Here is a 3,653-nt window from a genome sequence, read left to right as displayed (position 1 = left end):
AATTTGAGGTAAACTTTCTTCCCTTTGTAATCGGATAAGCGGTAGGTCTTGCCATCCACTCCTTGCAGGCTAAAATCCTTCACTTTCTTGCCAGATGGTTGCCTAGCCCCAGCTTTGGCTGTTTGTTGGTTCATGTTCTTATTGGAAGTAGCCATTCCTTGACTCGAACAAGCCCCTAAAAGTCCAGCGCATACGAATCCTGCAGCTACTAAAGCTAATTTCTTCATCATTATTACCTCTTTAAACAAGGAGAAAGTCATCCTCAGATGACCTCTCCCATCTTTCATTCCTTGTCTGATTTCATATCAGATGATTCACTCTTTTCATTTTTCATTTCTGAATCGCTAGATTTCATCTCATCTTTTTTCATATCGTCCTTCATTTCAGAACTGCTGTCAGACATCATAGATGAATCTTTCATGTCTTCTTTTTTCATTTTATCATCGGACATGGATGAATCCTTCATGTCATCCTTCTTCATATCGTCCTTCTTCATATCGTCCTTCTTCATCATACTACTATCGTCCGTTTTTTTCATATCTGAATCTGATTTCTGTCCAGAACAAGCTGCTAAAGTGACGATGCTAAGTGTAGCAATAGAAAGTGCAAGAATTTTTTTCATGATTTTTCTCCTTTAATCATTCAAGATTAGTGAAACAAAGATGCGAGGCTATTAAGATTTCCTAGCATCAGCAAGATGCCCATCAAGACGATGAGGGCACCACCAATTTTTTTCAAGGTTCCCATATGGGGCTTGAGTTTAGCAAAATGTTGTAGAACCCAGCTAGAAGCTAGAGCCAAGACTAAGAAGGGGAGCGCCAATCCTAATGTATAGACCAGCATCAGGAGAGCGCCTTGCAAAGCACCATCTCCTCCAGAAGCGGCAATGGCTAGAACAGAACTCAGAACTGGTCCGACACAAGGGGTCCAACCAAAACTGAAGGTGACCCCTATCAGAAAAGCATTGAAGAATTCATTGCGCTCCCGATTCTTATTGAGTTGGATGGTCTTTTGCTTTTGGAGTTGTCTCAGATTGATCACTTCCATTTGGTGAATCCCTAATAGGATCACAATCCCTCCTAGCAGATAGCGAAACCATGGAGCATAAAGCACCTGGCCAAGGGCCCCTGCACCGTATCCTAGAATCAGGAAAACAGTTGATAGACCTGCGATAAAACAAAGAGTCTTCACCAAGCCGTACCAAGAAATATCTCTTCCAAAAATCCGAACAGTTTTCACACGTTCAGAATCCAATAGAATCCCTACATAGACTGGCATCAGTGGTAAAATACATGGGGAGAAAAAGGATAGAACTCCCGCTAAGAATACTGAAATGGAAAACAAACTGGTTTGAATCATTTCACTACCTCCCTTTCTTTCTGATACCAGTATAAAGAAAAAATCCCTCTAAAAATAGAGAGATTGATAAGCAAAAACTTGAATTTGATTAGAAGGTGAATCTTCCTATCTGCCAACTCTATCTCGTACTTTCAAGTACGAGACTGATCTAACAAGATACTTCTACTTCTTTTTCAAATAATCAATAGCGTCTTGAAGGGTTTTGACGGGGACAATTTTCATATTCGAATGAATTTGTTTCGCGGCTTCTTTAGCTGTTTCATAGTTTGATTTGGCCTTAGGATTAGCCTTCTTTTCTTCTTTGGAAACAGGGTTATTAGGGGCAAAGAAAATTTCTGCTCCTTCTTTATCGGCTGCGACGACTTTCTTGTCAATCCCACCGATATCGCCAACCGTTCCATCTTGGTTAATGGTTCCTGTCCCTGCAATATGGCGTCCCTGACGAAGATCTGGATCAGCCACTTGAGTGTAGATGGCTAGGCTAAACATCATACCGGCACTTGGTCCACCAATCCCTTGGGTCGCAAACTGGACAGGAACATCTCCTTTGGCTTCAGTCCGGTCGATCAGGCTAATCCCGATTCCGTTTTTCCCGTTAGACAATTTGATGATCTTTCCGTCTGCGGTCTTGGTTTGTCCATCCTCAATATAGGTCACTGAAACAGGGTCGCCAATTTTTTGAGAACCGACATAGTCAATCAATTCTTTGGAACTCTTAAAGGTCTTGCCATTCACACCGGTGACGGTATCCGCAATGTTCAAGATTCCCTTAAAGGTCGAGTCATCTGCTACCTGCATGACATAAACACCTAGAAAGTCCATCTGGGTTTCTTTTCCAGCTGTCTTTAACCCTTGGTAGATGGCCATATTTTGCGAGGTTTCCATATAGAATTGGTTAATCCGCGTAAATTCTTGGCTCGAACTACCACCTGTCATATCCTTGGCAGAGTAGATATCTGTAAAAGGTGTCGCCCAAGCATAGATCAAATCAGCCGGGGTCGCTTCTTTCACTGCCACGGTTACAAAGTCATAGGATCCTGACTTGGTATCCGCTTTTCCATCGACTGTCATGACCGATCGAATGTCTTCTGCCGTTCCTGGCATCTCAATATAATAGGGAAGACGAATCACAAAGGCAGCTAGCAAGAGGAACAAGAAAAGAACGCCTGCAATCGGCCATCGGTATTCTTTCAATCGTCCTTTTTTCTTTTTTGTAGGCAAGCTTGGTTTATTCGCTTGTGTCATCTTTGATTTCCTCCATTACACTATTTGGTACATAAGGTGAGATATCCTGCTGAAAAGCCAGCAACTCTCGAATACGTGTTGAACTAATGGCCTGGTAAGGAGGCTGGGCATAGAGATAAACCGTCTCCAATTCAGGTGCCAACTGGTGATTAAAATAATCCATATTGGCTTCGTATACCAGATCCTGTGCATTGCGCAAACCCCGGATCAAGGTGATGACCCCAAGATTGCGCGCCACTGTCACAGCCAACTCTTGAGTTGACGTCACAATTTCAACATTTTCCAAATGAGCCAAGGCCCCTTCCACCATGCGCACGCGCTGCTCAATAGAAAAGAGTCCGACTTTTTCCGGATTATAAAAAATTCCGACATAGACACGGTCAAACAAGCGACTAGCTCGCTCGATCAATTGCACATGCCCAATGGTAATCGGATCAAACGATCCTGTAAACAATCCACTTCTATCTGACATATACTGTTACCTTACTAATTCCATAGATTTTTTCTTTCCAGATTCCCACTTGTCCGATTTCCTCAGGAAGTTCTACGTGTTTATCGGTTTCGCACACAATCATGATCTCCTCTGACAAGAGATGGCGCTCGCACAAGGTTTCGATATCGCGAACAATCTCTTCCTTGGCATAAGGAGGATCCAAGAACACCAAATCAAAGGTACCCGTTAGGAGACCCAAGGCCTGCTTGGCCTCCATTTTTAGCAGTTGAAACCGTTCCTTTTCCTTGGTCATGGCAATATTGGCTGCTACAATCTCCTGCGCTCTACGATCTCTTTCTACTAGAACGGCCTCTGACATGCCTCGAGAAACGGCTTCGATAGAGAGCCCACCGCTTCCTGCATAGAGATCCAGCACTCTTCCACCATCAAAGTAAGGACCAATCATATTTAACATGGCCCCTCTGACCTTATCAGAAGTCGGCCTGGTTGTTTTTCCTTCAAGTGTTTTGAGGGGACGTCCCCCATAGGTTCCAGATACTATTTTCATAGGGACCATTATACCAAAAAAAATCAGAAAATTGCGATTTGATATGGT

General features: G+C 43.1%; 6 protein-coding genes. All 6 read right to left on the bottom strand.

The window, feature by feature from the left end; translation table 11 throughout:
- A partial coding sequence (locus SPADD19_RS03935; protein WP_423170607.1) for a peroxiredoxin family protein occupies nucleotides 1-227 on the bottom strand: 227 nt, incomplete at its 3' end.
- Between the two features lie 56 nt (nucleotides 228-283).
- Nucleotides 284-622, bottom strand: a complete 339-nt coding sequence (locus SPADD19_RS03930; RefSeq protein ID WP_023917420.1) for a hypothetical protein — start codon at nucleotides 620-622, stop codon at nucleotides 284-286.
- Nucleotides 623-648: 26 nt separating this feature from the next.
- The gene (gene ccdA2 / locus SPADD19_RS03925; RefSeq protein ID WP_023917418.1) at nucleotides 649-1,359 is read right to left on the bottom strand and encodes a thiol-disulfide oxidoreductase-associated membrane protein CcdA2; all 711 of its coding nucleotides are present in this window, start codon (nucleotides 1,357-1,359) and stop codon (nucleotides 649-651) included.
- A 162-nt stretch (nucleotides 1,360-1,521) separates the two neighbouring features.
- Entirely contained in the window at nucleotides 1,522-2,604 is a 1,083-nt protein-coding gene (locus SPADD19_RS03920) for a SepM family pheromone-processing serine protease (protein WP_061455287.1), read from the bottom strand.
- A complete protein-coding gene (coaD, locus tag SPADD19_RS03915; RefSeq protein ID WP_013903198.1) occupies nucleotides 2,588-3,076 on the bottom strand; it encodes a pantetheine-phosphate adenylyltransferase in 489 nt (162 codons plus the stop codon). The genes SPADD19_RS03920 and coaD overlap by 17 nt, the downstream gene beginning before the upstream one ends.
- Nucleotides 3,066-3,605, bottom strand: a complete 540-nt coding sequence (gene rsmD / locus SPADD19_RS03910; protein ID WP_061455286.1) for a 16S rRNA (guanine(966)-N(2))-methyltransferase RsmD — start codon at nucleotides 3,603-3,605, stop codon at nucleotides 3,066-3,068. The genes coaD and rsmD overlap by 11 nt, the downstream gene beginning before the upstream one ends.
- Between the last annotated feature and the right edge of the window lie 48 nt (nucleotides 3,606-3,653).

The sequence above is a fragment of the Streptococcus parasanguinis genome (genome assembly GCF_001578955.1).
Lineage (GTDB): Bacteria > Bacillota > Bacilli > Lactobacillales > Streptococcaceae > Streptococcus > Streptococcus parasanguinis_U.
Note: the sequence above shows the minus strand (reverse complement) of the source record. Positions and strands in the feature narration are given on the sequence as shown.